Below are 18009 nucleotides of genomic sequence, written 5' to 3' on the forward strand. Positions count from 1 at the left end.
TAATACCAAAGTTAATTATTTTCTTTTAAATGCGCATCAATCAATGCATTAAAAATTAAAGACTGGTCATTTAAAAAGCTAGTTTTTATAGGTAAATAACTTAAATTTTCAATGCTACCTTTTAATCTTACGTAATCCTTTTCTGTAGTTAAAATTATTTTTTTCGAAGATTTTATTTCTTGAAACTGATTTTGAATAGCCAAAATATCTGTTTCTGAGAAATGATGATGATCTGAATAAACCAAATGTTTAAAATTAACTTGTAAACCATCTAAGTAATTTACAAGCGGTTTTGGGTTGGCAATTCCCGTAACCAACAAAACATTGTAGCTTTCTAATTCATTAACAGCAAACTCTTTATCTCCTAAAACTAATGTACCATAAGAAATACCTGTAAAAAATATTTGTTTATTAAATTGAGCAAATCTTTTTCTAATGATTTGTTGCTCTTTTACAGCTAAATCTAAGGGGCATTTTGTAATTAAAATTACAGTACTTCTATTTGCTCCTGCCCTATTTTCTCTTAGATTTCCTGTTGGTAACAAAAAATCATCAATAAAAAGATCTTGATATTTTGTTAGTAAAATATAAAAGCTACCTTTTACTTTTCTATGTTGATAAGCATCGTCTAGCAAAACAACATCTGGCTTTTTTTGTGCAAGCAATTGCTTAACTCCATGCACTCTATCTTCATCTACAGCCACACTTATTTTATTAAATTTTTTAAAATACTGTAAGGGTTCATCACCAACTTCTGTAGCAGTATGCGTGTTATTTAATAAAATAAAACCTTTTGTTTTTCTTTTATAACCTCTACTTAAAACACTAGTTTTAAAATCATTTTGTAATAGCCGAATTAAATATTCTATTTGTGGCGTTTTACCAGTGCCTCCAACACTTAAATTACCAACCACAATAACAGGTATTTTAAATGAAGTCTGTTTAAAAATACCGAAATCAAAAAATAAATTTCTAATTCTAGTAACCAAATCGTAAATTAAAGTAAAAGGAAATAATAAGAAGCGTATTTTTTTCATTACAACGAAAATACTGCATTTTTATGGAATCTTAGATAGAAAATATTAACTTTGAATATCTAAAGAACTTAAATATGATTGTAAAAGAAGTAACCAATTATTTAGAAGAATTAGCGCCACTAAACTATGCAGAAGATTTTGATAATGTTGGTTTATTGGTGGGTAATTATTCTACGGAAGTAACAGGAATTTTAGTTACCTTAGATACTTTAGAGGAAACAGTAAATGAGGCCATTGCCAAAAAATGTAATTTAATAATTAGCTTTCACCCTATTATTTTTGGTGGTTTAAAAAAGCTAAATGGTAATTCTTATGTAGAGCGAGTTGTTTTAAAAGCCATACAAAATAACATTGCAATTTATGCCACACATACCGCTTTAGACAACTCTGTAAATGGTGTTTCTGCTAAAATGTGTGAAGTTATTGGTTTGCAAAACACTAAAATTTTAATACCCAAAAAAGGGATTATAAAAAAACTAACCACATTTGTACCCATAGAAAATGCGCCATCCTTAAGAAATGCACTTTTTAAAGCAGGTGCAGGTAGTATTGGCAATTATAGCAATTGCTCATTCAATGTAAATGGAGAAAGTACCTATAAAGGCAATGAGTATACAAACCCTACAAAAGGAGAAAAAGGGAAGTTGCACACAGAGACAGAAACTAGAATTTCTGTAGTTTTTGAAAGTAAAAATGAAGGTGAAGTTTTAAAAGCGATGCAAAAAAATCATCCATATGAAGAAATTTCATACCAATTAAATACAACAGAAAATGTGCATCAACATATTGGTATGGGCATGGTAGGTGAATTGCCACAACCAATGATTGAAAAAGATTTTTTATCCTATTTGAAAAAAACAATGAAAACAGATTGTGTAAGACACTCTAACTTAATTCATAAAAAAATAAAAAAAGTAGCAGTTTTGGGCGGCTCTGGCAGTTTTGCAATAGAAAATGCTAAAAAAGCTGGTGCACATGTTTATGTAAGTGCAGATTTTAAATATCATGACTTTTTTAAGGCCGAAAACAGTATTCTTTTAGCAGATATTGGTCATTATGAGAGCGAACAGTTTACAAAAAACCTTTTGGTTGATTATCTTACGAAAAAATTTAGTAATTTTGCAATCGTTTTATCAGAAAAAAGTACAAATCCTATATATTATATATAAACATGGCAAAAAAGAAAGAAATTTCAGTTGAGCAAAAATTAAGAGCACTATATGATTTACAATTAATAGACTCTAGAATTGACGAAATTAGAAACGTTAGAGGAGAATTACCTTTAGAAGTAGAAGACTTAGAAGATGAAGTTGCTGGTTTAAATACACGTATAGCTAACTTAGGAGAAGATGCAGCCAACCTAGAAACAGAAATTAAAAATAAAAAACAGGCTATTGAAAACTCTAAAACCTTAATGGTTAAATATGAAGAGCAACAAAAAAATGTTAGAAATAACAGAGAATTTGATTCTTTAGCTAAAGAAATAGAATACCAAGATTTAGAGATTCAATTGGCTGAAAAAAGAATTAATGAGTATAAAGCCAAAATTGCTCAAAAAAATGAGGTTATTGATCAAACCAAAGAAAAGTTAGCAAAACAAGAGCAACATTTAAAACATAAAAAAGCAGAATTAGATGCTATTTTAAATGAAACTCAAAAAGAGGAAAAATTGTTAGCTGAAAAATCTGAAGAGTTTGCAAAGTCTTTAGATGAGCATTTATTTAATGCGTATACAAGAATAAGAACTAAAGTTAAAAATGGCTTAGCAGTAGTTGCTATAGAAAGAGGCGCTTCTGGTGGTTCTTACTTTACAATTCCGCCACAGGTTCAGCTAGAAATTGCAAACAGAAAAAAGATTACTATAGATGAGCATAGTGGTCGTATTTTAGTTGATGCAGCTTTAGCAGAAGAAGAAAAATTAAAAATGGATAAATTATTTGCCTAATTCTTTATCTTTTTAAATCATAAAAAAAAACTCGAAGTCGCAACTTCGAGTTTTTTTATGCATTAATTTTAGATTCCATTTAATAATTTAATTTCTTTATATAAGATAACTTTTCCTTCCAAACATCTAAATCATTTTTAAAATCTACAACTTGCTTTTTTACATTTGCTACAAGCGGGTTATTGTCTTTTGCATTAGAAAAGAAACCTAAATTATTTTCTAATTGTTGAATTTCTTTTACAACCTCGTCTATTTTCTTTCTAACAAATAACTGTTCAGCATCTAACTTTCTTGTATCATTATTAGCCAATAAACCATCTACAACATTTGTAAACTTTAACATGGCTACTTCCTTTTTATCTAATGACAAACCTTCTAACAACCTGTCTATTTGCTTATTAAATTTACCTTCTAAATGCCTTACATTTCTTGGCAAAGCACCTAAAGATTTCCACTTTGCAATAGCTTCTAAAACCGTTTCTTTGGTTTGATTTTCTGCCGTTTTTAAAGATTCTATAAAAGCTTTCTTAGCATCAATAACAGCTTGTTGTTCTTTATCTACTTCTGTTTGTTGCTTATGAAATCTATCAAAATAATAATTACAAGCACCTTTAAATTTTTTCCAAATATCATCTGAAAACTTTCTAGGCACATGTCCTATTTTTTTCCAATCAGATTGAATTTTTTTCAGTGCTATTGTGGTAGTTTCCCAATCTTCACTTTCCTTTAAAGATTCTGCGATATCAATTAATGCTAATTTCTTCTGAAGGTTTTCTTGCTGAACACTTTTTTCTTCCTTATAAAATCTATTTTTAGCACTATTAAACTTTTTAGTGGCTGTTTTAAATTTTTGCCAAATTTCTTCACTTTTAGCATATGGCAATTTTCCAGCATTAAAATACGCTTGTCTTAACGTCTCAATATCTTTAATGCTACTCTGCCAATCGTTATGTTTTAAATTTTTAGAAGTATCATAAGCATCAATGGCTGCAATTATTTCTAATTTCTTAGCAATTATTTCTTGATACTTGGATTTCATTTCACGAAAATGTTCATGACGTTTGTCGTGAATCTTCTTAGTAGCTTCACTAAACTTTTGCCAAATTTCTTCTCGCATTTCTCTAGCAACAGGGCCAATATCTTCTTTCCAAATTCTATGTAAATCTTGTAAATCTTTAAAAGCTATATTTATATCAGGCTCATTTACTAAAGCTTCTGCTTTTAATATAATTTTTAATTTTTCTTCTAAGTTATTTTTAAAATCTAGATCTCTAAAATCATTTCTTATGTTTAGTAAATCATAAAAACGCTCTACATGATGATGATATGTTTTCCAAGTATCATTATATCTTGTTTTAGATACTGGCCCAATTGCGCGCCAAGCATCTTGTATTTCTTTAAAGTCTTTATACATTGTATCTGCATTGGCCTCTACAATTAATATTTTAAGATCTTCAATTACGGCAAGCCTTTTCTCTAAATTTTCTTTTAATTGGGTTTCTAATTCTTTATAATGAGCATCTCGTTGCTTTTTATATTCAGATAAAAGTGTATTATATTCTGTTTTTATAGAACTAGAAAATTGAAAATCTATAGACTCTCCTCCTGCTTCTAAAAATGCTTCTTTTTTTTCTGACAAAAGAACGCCAAATTTGGTATTAAATGCACTTTTTATATGTTCTACCTGATTTTTAATTTTATGCGCAGGGTTTTTGCCTAATGAACTTTTTAATGCGCTAACTAAATCTTCTAAGCTTAATTGAGAATAATCAATTACTTCCTCTTCCTCTTCTTTTTCCTGTTCTGCATTCTCTGCTACAGATTGCTCTACTTCATTTACAGCGTTTGTATTTTGTGCTGTATTGGTTTCTGCAAGATTTTCAACGTCTTCCGCCGTTTTATTTACTACAGATGTTTCTACTGTATGCGCATTAACAACTGTTTCTGCATTACTACTATTTGTTGTTAATTCAACGTTTTTACCTTCATTTTCTAACATATCTACAATGTTTAAGTTCTATTAATAATATAAATTATTATTTTTATAAAAATACGGACAAATGAACTACTGCACAAGTGGTCCTATTTTTTTAATTTATTTGGATTCGTTCCAAATGCGCCAAGATTCTTCTGCTTGTAATGCTAACATTTCATATCCGTTTTTTATGGCAGCTCCTTTCTCTAAACCTTTTGCTAAAAAAGCGGTTACTTCTGGGTTGTAAATTAAATCGAACAACAGATGTTTTTCAGATAAAAACTCATAAGGAATATTAGGGAATAAATGAATATCTGGAGAAGTACCAATTGGTGTACAATTAACTATAATATTAAAAGCATACATTACCTCTTCCGTTAAATCGTTATAAGCAATTTGATTATCTGCTTTAGGACTTCTAGAAACAAACTTATAGGTTATATTATTCTTTTTAAAAGCGTAAGCTACTGCTTTAGAAGCACCACCAGTACCTAATATTAATGCTTTTTTATGATGATTTTTCAAAAATGGTTTAATAGAATTCTCAAAACCAAAAACATCTGTATTATATCCTTTTAATCCTGCTTTTTTTGTGAATTTAATAGTGTTTACCGCGCCAATTTCTTCAGCAGTTTTATCTAACTTATCTAAATACGGTATTACGGCTTCTTTGTAAGGTATGGTTACATTCATTCCAGATAAAAAAGGTTCTTTTTTAATTGCTTCTGGCAAATCTGCAATCTGTTGTAGATCAAAATTTTTATAAGTATGATCTAATAAATTTAACTTTTCAAATTTCTTAGAAAAATATCCTCTAGAAAAAGAGTAAGCTATATTTTTTCCTAATAAACCAAAGGTTTTATTCTTTTTTTCTTCCATAAAAATCGATATATAAAATTAGTGCAATGCCAAAAATAATGTAAAAAATAGCCAACCAAGTATCTAATCTTAAAAAATTTGGCATAAATCTATTGTAATTTTCTATAATTTTGGATCCGTTTTTTGCAGTTACAAATTCATCATTTATCATTAAATAAACTGCCTTTTTCCATGGCCATACAATACCCAAAGAACCTGTTATAAAACCAATAATTGTTGCAATAACTATACTTTTGTATTTCTTTAAAACATAACCTAAAACATGACTTATAGAAACTAAACCAAAAAGAGAACCTGCTGTAAAAACTGTAATTATTTTTAAATATCTAATTTTTTCAGGATCATCTAAAACTTCAAAATTACCCACTATTAAATTACCTAGAACAAATAAAAGTTCATTTACAGCATCTACTAATAGCAACACATAATTACCCATTAAAATTAGAATAAAAGAACCTGAAAGACCGGGTAAAGTCATGCCAGAAACCCCAACAATTCCACAAATAAAAACAAACCAAAGATTATCATTTTCTCTTGCTGGTGTTAAAAAACTAATTCCTATACCAATTGCAGCTCCAATAATTAAAGAAATAATGCTTGCTTTAGTCCAAATACCAAAATCTTTTGCCAAGTAATAAATAGAACCAATAATCATCCCAAAAAACCAACTCCAAACATAAAGTTCATAATGCTTTAAAAGATAATCTAAAAGTAAAGAAATGCTAAAATAGCTAAAAATACTACCGCCCATTATAAGCAGTAAAAATTGACCATTTATATGTTTAAAAAAAGCTGTTAATTTTCCACTAAAAAGTAGCTTAAAAGCTTCTAAATTCACCTTTTTAAAAGAAAATATCAACTCTTCATAAAAACCAAGTACAAAAGAAACGGTACCACCAGAAACCCCAGGTACTTTATTAGCTGCGCCCATAGCCAGCCCTTTTAAGAATAAAGATAATTTATATAAAAAAGTGTTATCTTTTTTCATTAATGATTTTTATTTGCCCATTTCTCCATAAGTAATATTAAAACGAAACCGATAGTTGCCAATATGATTGCAAACATTAAATTGGCATCACCATTAAAAGAAAAAGGAGAAATACTATTTTCTAAAAGCGGCACTTCTACTCCATGCCTATCTATTCTTGTAGATATAACTTTTTTCCAAGGCCATATTTTATTTAAAGAACCAATCATAAAACCAGTTAAAACGGCTAAAGTTATATTCTTTTTATTGGCAAACATCCATTTTAAAATTTTAGAAAAAAGTTTAATTCCTACCAAGCAACCTATTATTAATGTAAATACTTTAATAAAGTTGGTTTTAATTATTTCCCAATCTCCAGCTAATAATCCTTCAATAAAATTGGTTAGTGCTTCCAAAACCAAACTATAAGAACCTAATAAAACGAGTATAAAAGAACCTGAAATTCCTGGTAAAATCATTGCAATTATTGCAATTGCACCAGAAAACAAATAGTAATACCATTCATCTGGAGCTGTAGCAGGAGATGCAATAGTAATATAATATGCTATTGTTGCGCCTAAAATTATAGCAACAAAAGTTAATACGTTCCATTTTTCAATTTGTTTCCCGATGTAAATAATGCTTGCTAAAACCAATCCGAAGAAAAACGACCAAACCAAAATTGGATGATTATCTAACAAATGCGAAATTATTTTTGCCAGAGAAATAATGCTGATAAAGACCCCTAGAAACAAGCTAATTAAAAAACCTAAATTATAGGTAGTAAACATTTTTTTAAAACCCTCTTTTTGCCAAGTTTTAAAAATATTTAGATTTAAATTATCTATTGTTCCTATTAATTCTTCATAAATTCCTGTAATAAAAGCAATGGTACCTCCAGAAACGCCAGGTACTACATCTGCAGCTCCCATAGCTAATCCTTTTAATCCATTGGTTATATAATCTTTTATGCTTCTACCCATTATATTTTATTATTTTTGTAGGTAACGAAGATAATAGATTTTACGCTAAAACATTATTGTAAATAAAGGAATTCTATTGCCACTAAGAAATAAAAAAAATGCCTAAAAAAGGGAAAGGAAAAGCAAAAAATACGGTTAATAAGGCAAAGCACACCAAATTAATGAATCGAAAAATTAATAAGGTAAAACTAGAAAAACAGTTGCATAAAGAGCGCCTAAAAGCAATTATTAAAAAAGTAAACGAGCAAAAAGAAAAAACCTAAGCAAAAGCTCAGGTTTTTTTTTAGAATAGTATGCATTTGATATTAATTATCTATAGATCCTAATACGCGTTTCATAAATGTGTTTAAGGCTTCTTTTTTGGGTGCGCCCTCTTTTATCATTTTATCCACTTCTACAGCACCATACATGTTAGAAATTAATTCGCCAATAACATCTAGCTCCTCATCTTTAAGTGAAGGCACTTCTGTTAAAGCTTCTAGCGTTTCTATTGTTTCTAAAACGTAGTCTTGGTCGTTTTCTTCAATAAAATTGGTTAAATGTTTTATTACAGGTAGTTTCATAATTATAAAACTTCGCTTGTTAATTCCTTTAAAACATCAAACTTGTTAGTTTGTGTTTGATTTTTCTTTTCGCCGTTAACAAAAGTTGCAAAAGTAGGCAAGTTACTTACATCTGCTAATTTTCTACTTTCCGGAAATTTCTCAGCATCAACAATTACAAACGCAACATTGTCGTTTTCAGTAGCCAATTTTTTAAATTTTGGCTTCATAATTCTACAGTTTCCACACCAGGTTGCAGAATATTGCACAACTACTTTTTCATTATTACTAACAATTTCTTGTAAATTATCTGCGGTTAATTCTTGTAACATAATATATAGTGAGTTTTTAATTGTGCATTGTAAATTAAACGTTTACAATGCACAATTCTAATTAATTTTTAGTGGGCTGCTAAATATTCTGCAGTTCCCTTAGCATTAGGTGCCATTGCTTCTTTACCTTCTTCCCAATTTGCAGGACAAACCTCTCCGTTTGTTTGTACGTGCGCATAAGCATCTATTAGACGTAAAAATTCGCTTACGTTTCTACCAACTGGCATGTGGTTTACACCTTCATGAAAAACAGTACCTTCTTCATCAATTAAGTAAGTAGCTCTGTACGTTACATTATCTCCCTCTACTTGAACCGTTTGTGTTGCTTCGTCAAAAGTTTCGTTAGAAATATCTAAAATACCTAAAATTGAAGATAAATTTCTGTTACTGTCTGCTAAAATAGGATACGTTACACCTTCTATACCTCCGTTATCTTTAGAAGTACTTAACCATGCAAAGTGTACTTCTGGAGTATCACAAGAAGCACCAATTACAATTGTATTTCTTTTTTCGAATTCTGCCAAAGCTGCTTGAAAAGCATGTAATTCTGTAGGACATACAAATGTAAAATCTTTTGGATACCAAAATAATAATACTTTTTTCTTATTATTAGCAGCTTCTTCTAATACATTTAACTTGAATGTATCTCCCATATCATTCATTGCGTCTACATTTAAATTTGGGAATTTTTTTCCAACTAGTGTTGCCATTTTTTTTGTTTTATTTTATTACTTAATGTTAGTATTTAATTTTTGTTACGACAAAATTATAGGCTTTTTATGGCTTAGGAAAAGTAAAAAAAAAGATAAAACTTATCTAAGAATAAGGTTTTTCAATATCATACAAATACATTCAAAAATAATTTGTAATTTTATATAAATCAACTAGTTAAAAAAATAATAAATCCTATCTATCGTAAAATAAAAAATATAGATAAAAATGATATGATAATTTGTCGTAGATTTGGGTTAAAATAAAAAACATTAGACATGAGTAACAAAGGAAATTACAACATAAATGATAGTGCAAAATGCCCATTTATGAGTGGAAGTCAAAAAAAATCTGCTGGAGGCGGAACTAGCAATAGAGATTGGTGGCCAAATGAACTAAAATTAAATATTTTAAGACAGAATGCTACAAAATCAAATCCTATGGGAGAAGATTTTGACTATGCTGCAGCTTTTAACAGCATTAATTTCGATGAACTAAAAAAAGATGTAACTAATTTAATGACAGATTCTCAAGATTGGTGGCCAGCAGATTATGGGCATTATGGAGGATTTATGATAAGAATGGCGTGGCACAGTGCTGGCACCTATAGAGTTGGAGACGGACGTGGTGGAGCTGCATCTGGTAACCAGCGTTTTGCACCTTTAAATAGCTGGCCAGATAATGGAAATTTAGATAAAGCAAGATTATTACTTTGGCCAATAAAAAAGAAATACGGTAATAAAATTTCTTGGGCAGATTTAATGATTTTAGCAGGTAATTGTGCACTAGAATCTATGGGATTCCCAACTTTTGGTTTTGCTGGTGGTAGAGAAGATGTTTGGGAACCAGAACAAGATATTTATTGGGGTAGTGAAACTGGTTGGCTAGATAATGATGAAAGATATGATACTTCTGATGGTGATTTAGAAGGACATTTAGGTGCAGTACATATGGGACTTATTTATGTAAATCCAGAAGGTCCTAATGGTGAGCCAGATCCTTTAAAATCTGCACACGATGTTAGAATTACATTTGGTAGAATGGCCATGAATGATGAGGAAACTGTTGCTCTAGTTGCAGGAGGACACACATTTGGTAAAGCACATGGCGCTGCAGACCCAGAAAAATATGTGGGTGCAGAACCTCATGGAGCTTCTATTGAAGAAATGAGTACTGGTTGGAAAAACTCTTTTCAATCTGGTGTTTTAGATGATACAATTACCAGTGGTATAGAAGGTGCATGGACACCAAACCCAACGCAATGGGATGCAGATTATTTTGATGTTTTATTAAATTATGATTGGGAATTGACTAAAAGTCCTGCAGGTGCACATCAATGGACTCCTAAAGCTTCTTCTAATCCTAAAAGAGCACCAAAAGCTGGTGGAACTGGAACACAGGCTATAATGATGACTACTGCAGATATGGCTTTAAAGGTAGATCCTGAATACAGAAAAATATCAGAACATTTTCATAAAGATCACAAAGCTTTTGAAGATGCTTTTGCACGAGCATGGTATAAATTAACGCATAGAGATATGGGACCTGTTAATCGTTACTTAGGACCAGAAGTGCCTAAAGAGGAATTAATTTGGCAAGATCCAATTCCTGCAGTTTCTTACACATTATCTGATAATGATATTACTGCTTTAAAGAAAAATATTTTAGCTTCTGACTTAACAATATCTGAATTGATAAAAACAGCTTGGGCATCTGCTTCTACTTTTAGAGGTTCAGACAAAAGAGGTGGTGCCAATGGTGGTAGAATTGCTTTAGAACCACAACGCAGTTGGGCAGTAAATAATCCTGAAGAATTAAATAAGGTGCTTAAGGTGCTAGAAAATATTAAAAACGAGTTTACTGGAACTATTTCTATGGCAGATTTAATTGTTTTAGCAGGTAATACAGCTGTTGAACAAGCAGCAAACAAAGCGGGCCATAATGTTTCTGTGCCTTTTGCATCTGGAAGAGGAGACGCTACACAAGAACAAACCGATTTAGAATCTTTTGGATACTTAGAACCAATTGCAGATGGTTTTAGAAATTATATGAATCCAAAATTAAATGTTGCTGCTGAAGATTTATTAGTAGATAGAGCTAATTTATTAACGTTATCTATTCCAGAAATGACTGTTTTAGTTGGTGGTTTACGTGTTTTAGGCGCAAATTATGACAATTCTAATCATGGTGTTTTTACAGACAAAAAAGGTACTTTAACTAATGATTTCTTTACAAATATTTTAGATTTTTCTATTACTTGGAGTGCTGCTAATGCAGATGAAAAAGAATTTATAGGACGTGATAGAAAAACAGGGGCTATGAAATTTGCTGGAACAAGAGCAGATTTAATTTTTGGTTCAAATACAGAATTAAGAGCAGTTGCAGAAGTGTATGGCGCAAATGATGGTGAAGAACGTTTTGTAAACGATTTTGTAAATGCTTGGACAAAGGTGATGAACTTAGATCGTTTTGATTTGAAATAAATTATTTTAAAGTTTTATAAAAAAAAGAGATTCCATAGGAATCTCTTTTTTTGTTTGCTATTTATAATCTGTAAAATCTAATTTGAAAATTGTAAAAAATTATGCAGCGTTCTAACCTCGCATAGAGCCAAACAATATGTAAAATTCTGTTTTAGTTAAGTTATTTACTCGCAAATAACTTAACATCATTTCCAGACACTTGCTTTTCACCTAAAATAATTAAACGCTCTACTACATTTCTCAATTCACGAATATTTCCTGTCCAATCGTATTTTTGCAACAATTGAATGGCTTCATCAGAAAATGTTTTTTGAGGAGTTCCTTGTTCTTGCGATATTTTTGTCGTGAAAAAATCTACCAATAAAGGAATATCATCTCTCCTATCATTTAGTGCAGGTACTTTTATCAAAATTACGGCTAATCTATGGTATAAATCTTCTCTAAATCTACCTTCTGAAATTTCTGTTTTAAGATCTTTATTTGTAGCAGCAACCACTCTTACATTTACTTTAATATCTTTATCTGAACCTACTCTAGAAATTCTACTTTCTTGCAAAGCTCTTAAAACTTTGGCTTGTGCAGAAAGACTCATATCACCAATTTCATCTAAAAAAATAGTACCACCATTTGCTGCTTCAAACTTACCAGCTCTGTCTTTATTTGCACCTGTAAAAGAACCTTTTACATGACCAAAAAGTTCACTTTCTATTAATTCTGATGGAATTGCAGCACAATTTACTTCAATCATTGGTTTTTTAGCACGATCAGATTTTTCGTGCAACCAATGTGCAACCAACTCTTTACCAGTTCCATTTGGTCCTGTAATTAAAACTCTAGCATCTGTTGCTGCAACTTTTTCTATAATTTCTTTTATGTGAGTAATGGCAGCACTTTCACCAATCATCTTATAATTTTTACTCACTTTTTTCTTTAGTCTTTTATTTTCTACAACTAAAGTTTTATTTTCTAGAGCATTTCTAACGGTATTTAATAAGCGATTTAAATCTGGTGGTTTAGAAATATAATCAAAAGCACCTAAACGCATTGTATTTACGGCGGTATCTAAATCTCCATGACCAGAAATCATTACCATAGGTATTTCTGGTTTTATTTTTTTTGCTTTTTCTAAAACCTCAACACCATCCATCTTTGGCATTTTTATATCACATAAAACCAAATCATAATCGTTGTTTTTAATTTTTTCAATACCCTCTAAACCATCTTCTGCCTCCTCTACTTTGTAACTATCGTTTTCTTCTGAGATAATTTTAGAAAGCACTCTTCTAATAGCCGCTTCATCTTCTATAATTAATATTTTGCTCATTTTATTTTCGTTTCAGTGTTTTAAAGTTTCATTGCTTTACAGTATTATTTGCTCAATTAGCAAAAGTATACTTTGTTGTAAAAGCTAAAACTATTCCTATTTTTTTCAGTTTAAATACCTCTTTTATTGTTGCGTTCTTATTACCCAGGTTTAATAATATGAACATCTCTTTGTGGAAAAGGAATTGTAATGTTATGTATTCTAAATTTTTTGTCAATTTCAAAACGCAAATCGCTTTTAATTTGCAAATGTGTATAACTATTATTAATATTAAACAACAGTTTAAATTGCAAAGCACTGTCTCCAAAATCTAAGAATAGCACTCTTGGCTCTGGAGTTTGTAATATCTTTGGATGGTTTTTAGCCACATCAACCAAAATTTGCCTTACCAACTCTACATCAGAACCATAAGCAACACCAACTTCTACACCTTCTGTAGTTTGTGCGCCATTCTGCGTCCAATTAAATAAACTTTGTGTTAAAAATTTATGATTTGGTATAATTAAAACTTTATCGTCTATAGTAACTGCTCTTGTTGTTCTTAGTCTAATCTCAATAATCTTGCCAACTTTTTCATCAACCTCTACAATATCATTAACAGCTAAAGTTTTATCTAACAAAATAAAAATACCAGAAATAATATCTTGAAATAAGGTTTGTAATCCTAGACCAATACCCACTAATAATGCCGCAGAACCTGCTAATAAAACCCCTACTTCTATGCCAGAAGATTCTAAAGCAATAATTAATACAATTACATAAATAAAGTATTGTAAAAAAGTAAAAATAGCTTTAAACTTCCCTTTATCATCTTCACTTAACTTTCTATATACTAACTTTTTAATTAATTTAAGTAATATACTAGTAACTAGAATTACAAAAATAATAAAGAGTACTGTTCTTACATCTACATGGATTTTATCTGTAATTTCAAAAGAAAAACTTAAAAACTCTTTGAGTGATTCCATATTTATATTTAGCCTTTATATTTTAACCATTTGTACAAGTCTTTATAACTTGCTTTTTTACCATACATTAAAATACCTACTCTATAAATTTTAGCAGCTAACCAAACCATAAAAATAAAAGTAATTATTAATAAAGTCATAGAAATAGCCAACTCTGTCCAAGATACACCAAATGGTACGCGCATGAGCATTACTATTGGACTGGTAAATGGAATGTGAGAAAAAAGTACTGCAATTGAACCATGAGGATCATTAATTACCGTTGCAAAACCCACATAAACGCCCAAAACCAAGGGCAACATAATTGGTAACATAAATTGTTGGGTATCTGTTTCACTATCTACAGCAGCACCAACAGAAGCAAATAAAGAGCTATACAACATAAAACCACCAAGAAAATAAAATATAAAAAGTACGAATAGTTTTAAAATGGGTAATCTTAAAATTTCTTGAATTATTAATTGCCCTTTACTTCCAGAAGTCATTTCTTTAGCAATTTCCATTTGTTCTGCGGGTATATTAGCAGTTTGCATTGCTGCAACATCTACACCAAAAACAGCAGAAGCTATGGTAATTATGGTAAATAAAATAATACCCCAAATAAAGAATTGTAATAAACCAGCAGAAGCATTACCAATAATTTTACCCAACATAAGTTGAAAAGGTTTTACAGAAGAAACAATTACTTCTATGATTCTGCTTGTTTTTTCTTCAATAACACTTCGCATTACAGAAGATCCATAAATAATTACAAACATCATTAATAAATAACCGGCTATAGCGCCTAAACCTATTTTTAAACCATTTATTAATTTTGATGATTCTTCTCCTGAAAAATTATACATTTTTATGGTAGCAGGTATTCTTGATGCATTAATTTTATTAATATTGATACCAAATTTATTCAATTTTTTATTCCTTAGTTTTTTCTCTATTTTATTTTCTAAGGAATTTATAATAGAAATTCCAGGAGAATCTTTAGAGTAAAATTCTATTGCCTTTGCCAACAACTCTAAGCTATCTTGTTTAGGAATTATTAAAGCTCCATAATAATTACCGGCTTCAACTTTGTTTTTTGTAGCTTTAACTCCTATTTTTGTATAATCTAAATAATGAATGGTTTTGGTGTCTTTAAAATCTGTTTTAGAAAAAAGACCAGAATTATCTACAAATACAATTTCTTTTACTTTTTCATCATTCTTTTGCATTAAAAAGTAGATTAATGCGCCCATACCAAGTATAATTAACGGACTTAAAAAAGTCATAATTATAAAAGATTTATTGCGCACTTTAGCTAGAAACTCTCTTTGTATTATTAGTTTTAATTTGCTCATTTCTTAACTATTTTTGTTTACAGCTTCAATAAAAATATCATTTGCAGTTGGTATAATTTCTACAAAATGTTGCACCTCTCCTTTACTTGTTAAAAAAGATAATAAATCATTGGAAGAATTTCCTTGAGTTAGTTTTACATTTAACGTTAAGCCTTTGTTTAATAATTTAAAATCTGCTTTAGAAACCTCAAAATTTGTTCTTAACAGATTTTCAACTTCTTTTGCATTTGTAGTTTGTAAACCTACCTGAAAAGTATGCGTTCTAAAGGTTCTTTTAATATCAGCTAAATTACCATCTAAAATTTTATTAGATTTATCAATCAATGCAATATCATCACACATTTCTTCCACAGATTCCATTCTATGTGTAGAAAAAATAATTGTTGCGCCTTCTTCTCTAAGTTGTAAAATTTCTTTTGCTATTAATTGTGCGTTTATTGGATCAAAACCAGAAAAAGGCTCATCAAAAATTAATAATTTAGGATTGTGCATTACAGTAACAATAAATTGTACTTTTTGTGCCATTCCTTTAGAGAGTTCCTCAATTTTCTTGTTCCACCAAGCACCAATATCAAATTTCTCAAACCAATATTTTAGCTTTTTTTTAGCTTCTGTTTTAGACAATCCTTTTAATTGTGCCAAATACAAAGCTTGCTCACCCACTTTCATAGATTTGTACAAACCGCGTTCTTCTGGCAAATAACCAATTTGTGCTACATGATGAGGTGCTAACTTTTCGCCATCTAAAAAAACAGTGCCAGCATCTGGCATTGTAATTTGATTTACAATTCTAATTAAAGATGTTTTTCCTGCTCCATTTGGCCCTAAAAGTCCATAAACACTTCCTTTAGGAATATGCAAAGACACCTTATTTAAAGCCCTAAAATTGCCATAATTTTTGGTAACATTATTAATTTCTAATAAATTTTTCATTCAATCTTTTTGGTTTTGCTAAAAGTTTGCTGTGCATACAAACTTACATATTTTCTGTTTATTAGTAATTGAAGTACTTCTTTTGTTACAAGTAAATTGTCTTTTATTAATGTAATTAAAAAAAACATTATTTTTAGAAAAAATTTGCCATGTTCAAACAAAAACTATGCTGTATTTTACTAATCTCTTCAATTATTAAAATGCTTTCTCAAGATTATACACCTGTTCTTAAAGAGGGTTCTTTTTGGGATATTGAAACCATACAACAAGGGTTTGGTGGGCATAATTATCTAAAAAGAATACAGGTTGATGGCACAATTGAAATTAATAATAAAAGGTATACAAAACTAAAACAAGTTACCATTACAGATAGTGATAAAAATACTTTTGATATTTCGCCTCCTTATTTTATCAATTCATCAGAGTTTAAACCTGTTAAAGATATTTTTTTAAGAGAAGATGTAAATGAAAAGATTTTGTACATTTTTTACCAAAATAAAGAATATGTCCTTTGTAACTTCAACCTAAAAAAAGGCGACAAACTAGAAAATGCATTTTTACCTTTTATAGAAGATGCAGAAATATTTATTACAGAAGTAACCACAAATAAAAATGGAGAAAAAGTTTTTTATACAGATCAAGGTAATTTTTATACTGAAGGTATTGGGAAAAGTGATAATAATTTAACGCCATACATACACACTATAGATGGTATTTTAGAGAAACTAAATTGTTATGGAAATGCTCAAAATCAAAACAATTGTGCAAAAACGCTAAGCATACAAAACAATCAATTAACTTCTGTAAAAGTTTATCCAAATCCTGTAAAAGATATTTTAAAAATACAAAACACTGGTAAAATTCAAATAAAAATTTACAATGCAACTGGTGTTCTTCTAAAAACAAGCACATCTAAATCTAGTGCAGAAATTGATATTTCAACTTTTAAAAAAGGCATATATATTCTTGAAATATCCAATACCAAAGGTTCTAAAAGAACTAAATTACTAAAAATCTAGTTCTAATTTCTTGCTTCTTTTTTTTGCCAAATAAATTTTATGTTAAAATTTACTATGCATGCATAACTTTTTTTACATTTACTATGCGTGCATAGTAAATTTTTATATATTTGGAACAATGAAAAAAACACAATCTATAGACCATCAATTAAGAGCTACGTGGCAAGCGGTAGCAAAATTGTATAATGAGCAAGCTTTGGCACACAATAGCACAATGGCTACAGCTTTTGTTTTATTAAATATTGATAAAGAAAATGGAACGCCATCTACAGCACTTGGGCCTTTAATGGGCATGGAACCAACAAGTCTTTCTAGAATATTAAAAACTATGGAAGACAAAGGCGCTATCTCTAGAGAAAAAAACCCTGAAGATGGTAGAAGCGTAATTATTAAATTAACAGATTATGGCAAAGAAATGCGCAAAATCTCTAAAGGCCATGTAATTCAGTTTAATGAAACCATAGCCAACAATGTTTCAGAAAAAGACTTAGAAGGTTTTTTTAGAGTTACAGAAACAATAAATAAATTAATTGCCGAAAAAGAAATTTATTCAGAAAAGAATAACAAAGCGGTTTAA

At 29.8% G+C, this 18009-nt stretch carries 18 protein-coding genes; 6 read left to right on the forward strand and 12 right to left on the reverse strand.

What is annotated here, in order from left to right; genetic code table 11:
* Positions 1-11: 11 nt before the first annotated feature.
* Positions 12-1037: a tetraacyldisaccharide 4'-kinase gene (gene lpxK / locus Q0762_RS10280; protein WP_298766619.1), complete on the reverse strand. Its 1026-nt coding sequence runs from the start codon at positions 1035-1037 to the stop codon at positions 12-14.
* A 74-nt stretch (positions 1038-1111) separates the two neighbouring features.
* Here lpxK and Q0762_RS10285 point away from each other — a divergent pair, with 74 nt between their 5' ends.
* Together Q0762_RS10285 and Q0762_RS10290 are read left to right on the forward strand one after the other, a co-directional pair.
* Entirely contained in the window at positions 1112-2206 is a 1095-nt protein-coding gene (locus Q0762_RS10285) for a Nif3-like dinuclear metal center hexameric protein (protein ID WP_298766621.1), read from the forward strand.
* A 2-nt stretch (positions 2207-2208) separates the two neighbouring features.
* A complete protein-coding gene (locus tag Q0762_RS10290; RefSeq protein ID WP_298766623.1) occupies positions 2209-2982 on the forward strand; it encodes a hypothetical protein in 774 nt (257 codons plus the stop codon).
* Positions 2983-3061: 79 nt separating this feature from the next.
* Here the strand turns inward: Q0762_RS10290 and Q0762_RS10295 are convergent, their stop codons facing one another.
* From Q0762_RS10295 to Q0762_RS10310, 4 genes are all read right to left on the reverse strand, one after another.
* The gene (locus Q0762_RS10295; protein WP_298766625.1) at positions 3062-4981 is read right to left on the reverse strand and encodes a DUF349 domain-containing protein; all 1920 of its coding nucleotides are present in this window, start codon (positions 4979-4981) and stop codon (positions 3062-3064) included.
* A 96-nt stretch (positions 4982-5077) separates the two neighbouring features.
* Entirely contained in the window at positions 5078-5836 is a 759-nt protein-coding gene (locus Q0762_RS10300) for a shikimate dehydrogenase (RefSeq protein ID WP_298766626.1), read from the reverse strand.
* Positions 5817-6824: a DUF368 domain-containing protein gene (locus tag Q0762_RS10305; RefSeq protein WP_298766628.1), complete on the reverse strand. Its 1008-nt coding sequence runs from the start codon at positions 6822-6824 to the stop codon at positions 5817-5819. Before Q0762_RS10305 ends, Q0762_RS10300 begins: the two co-directional genes overlap by 20 nt.
* Positions 6824-7786: a DUF368 domain-containing protein gene (locus tag Q0762_RS10310; protein WP_298766630.1), complete on the reverse strand. Its 963-nt coding sequence runs from the start codon at positions 7784-7786 to the stop codon at positions 6824-6826. The genes Q0762_RS10305 and Q0762_RS10310 overlap by 1 nt, the downstream gene beginning before the upstream one ends.
* Positions 7787-7884: 98 nt before the next feature.
* Between Q0762_RS10310 and Q0762_RS10315 the strand changes: the two genes are divergently transcribed.
* Positions 7885-8049 (forward strand): hypothetical protein, encoded by a 165-nt coding sequence (locus Q0762_RS10315; RefSeq protein ID WP_298766632.1) that lies wholly within the window; start codon positions 7885-7887, stop codon positions 8047-8049.
* Between the two features lie 42 nt (positions 8050-8091).
* Here Q0762_RS10315 and Q0762_RS10320 read toward each other — a convergent pair whose 3' ends face one another.
* The 3 genes from Q0762_RS10320 to Q0762_RS10330 form a co-directional block, all read right to left on the reverse strand.
* Complete coding sequence (locus Q0762_RS10320; protein ID WP_298766634.1) at positions 8092-8349, reverse strand: hypothetical protein; 258 nt, start codon at positions 8347-8349, stop codon at positions 8092-8094.
* Between the two features lie 2 nt (positions 8350-8351).
* Entirely contained in the window at positions 8352-8660 is a 309-nt protein-coding gene (locus tag Q0762_RS10325; protein ID WP_298766636.1) for a thioredoxin family protein, read from the reverse strand.
* 68 nt (positions 8661-8728) lie between these two features.
* Positions 8729-9370 carry a peroxiredoxin gene (locus Q0762_RS10330; RefSeq protein WP_298766638.1) on the reverse strand — a complete coding sequence of 214 codons (642 nt, stop codon included), beginning with the start codon at positions 9368-9370 and terminating at the stop codon, positions 8729-8731.
* Positions 9371-9649: 279 nt separating this feature from the next.
* On the opposite strand from Q0762_RS10330, the gene katG reads away from it, so the two are divergent.
* Positions 9650-11854, forward strand: coding sequence for a catalase/peroxidase HPI (katG, locus tag Q0762_RS10335; RefSeq protein ID WP_298766640.1), 2205 nt, complete (start codon positions 9650-9652; stop codon positions 11852-11854).
* A gap of 160 nt (positions 11855-12014) precedes the next feature.
* Here katG and Q0762_RS10340 read toward each other — a convergent pair whose 3' ends face one another.
* The 4 genes from Q0762_RS10340 to Q0762_RS10355 all read right to left on the reverse strand — a co-directional run bounded on the left by Q0762_RS10340 (position 12015) and on the right by Q0762_RS10355 (position 16413).
* A complete protein-coding gene (locus Q0762_RS10340; RefSeq protein ID WP_298766642.1) occupies positions 12015-13178 on the reverse strand; it encodes a sigma-54 dependent transcriptional regulator in 1164 nt (387 codons plus the stop codon).
* 140 nt (positions 13179-13318) lie between these two features.
* Positions 13319-14146: a mechanosensitive ion channel domain-containing protein gene (locus Q0762_RS10345; protein WP_298766644.1), complete on the reverse strand. Its 828-nt coding sequence runs from the start codon at positions 14144-14146 to the stop codon at positions 13319-13321.
* 8 nt (positions 14147-14154) lie between these two features.
* Complete coding sequence (locus Q0762_RS10350; RefSeq protein ID WP_298766646.1) at positions 14155-15480, reverse strand: ABC transporter permease; 1326 nt, start codon at positions 15478-15480, stop codon at positions 14155-14157.
* 3 nt (positions 15481-15483) lie between these two features.
* The gene (locus Q0762_RS10355) at positions 15484-16413 is read right to left on the reverse strand and encodes an ABC transporter ATP-binding protein (protein ID WP_298766648.1); all 930 of its coding nucleotides are present in this window, start codon (positions 16411-16413) and stop codon (positions 15484-15486) included.
* Between the two features lie 149 nt (positions 16414-16562).
* Between Q0762_RS10355 and Q0762_RS10360 the strand changes: the two genes are divergently transcribed.
* Both Q0762_RS10360 and Q0762_RS10365 read left to right on the forward strand, forming a co-directional pair.
* Positions 16563-17432 (forward strand): T9SS type A sorting domain-containing protein, encoded by an 870-nt coding sequence (locus tag Q0762_RS10360; RefSeq protein ID WP_298766650.1) that lies wholly within the window; start codon positions 16563-16565, stop codon positions 17430-17432.
* 118 nt (positions 17433-17550) lie between these two features.
* Positions 17551-18009, forward strand: a complete 459-nt coding sequence (locus tag Q0762_RS10365; protein WP_298766652.1) for a MarR family transcriptional regulator — start codon at positions 17551-17553, stop codon at positions 18007-18009.

Origin of the sequence: uncultured Polaribacter sp., assembly GCF_947495205.1 — a bacterium.
In the GTDB taxonomy this organism is placed as follows: Bacteria; Bacteroidota; Bacteroidia; order Flavobacteriales; family Flavobacteriaceae; genus Polaribacter.